Annotated in this window: 1 protein-coding gene; it reads right to left on the bottom strand. The window is 69.4% G+C overall.

Going from position 1 to position 477, the window contains the following annotated elements; translation table 11 throughout:
• A partial coding sequence (locus Q0994_RS33930) for an SDR family NAD(P)-dependent oxidoreductase (protein ID WP_299542589.1) occupies positions 1 to 477 on the bottom strand: 477 nt, incomplete at both ends.

The following is a 477-nucleotide window of genomic DNA, read 5'->3' as shown; positions in this document are numbered from 1 at the left end:
AAGCTGCTCCGGCGTCAACGACGTGACCACACCGTCATCCAACACACCCGCCGCGTGGATCACGGCGGTGAGTGGCCTCTCCAACGAGCCGATGAGTGCAGCGAGTTGGGCGCGGTCGGAGACATCGCAGGCTGCGGCACGGGCGTCACAGCCCAGAGCCGCAAGCTCCCCCACCAGCTCGGCCGCACCGGGTGCGTCCGGTCCACGACGACTGAGAAGCACGAGATGCCGGGCACCGTGCTGCTCGGCCAGGTGCCGGGCGAACAGCGCACCCAGACCACCCGTACCACCCGTGATCAGAACCGTCCCGTCCGGATCGACCGCAGGTGCGGCAGCCGTGGCGGCAGCAGCTCGCTGCAACCTCGGCACCAGAACCCTTCCGCCCCTTACCGCGAGCTGCGGCTCCTCCAGGGCCGCCAGCGCACCCCACTCGGGAACCTCACCCTCACCCTGACCACCCACGTCGATCAGCACGAT

The sequence above is a fragment of the uncultured Streptomyces sp. genome, from assembly GCF_947488945.1.
In the GTDB taxonomy this organism is placed as follows: domain Bacteria; phylum Actinomycetota; class Actinomycetes; order Streptomycetales; family Streptomycetaceae; genus Streptomyces.
Note: the sequence above shows the minus strand (reverse complement) of the source record. Positions and strands in the feature narration are given on the sequence as shown.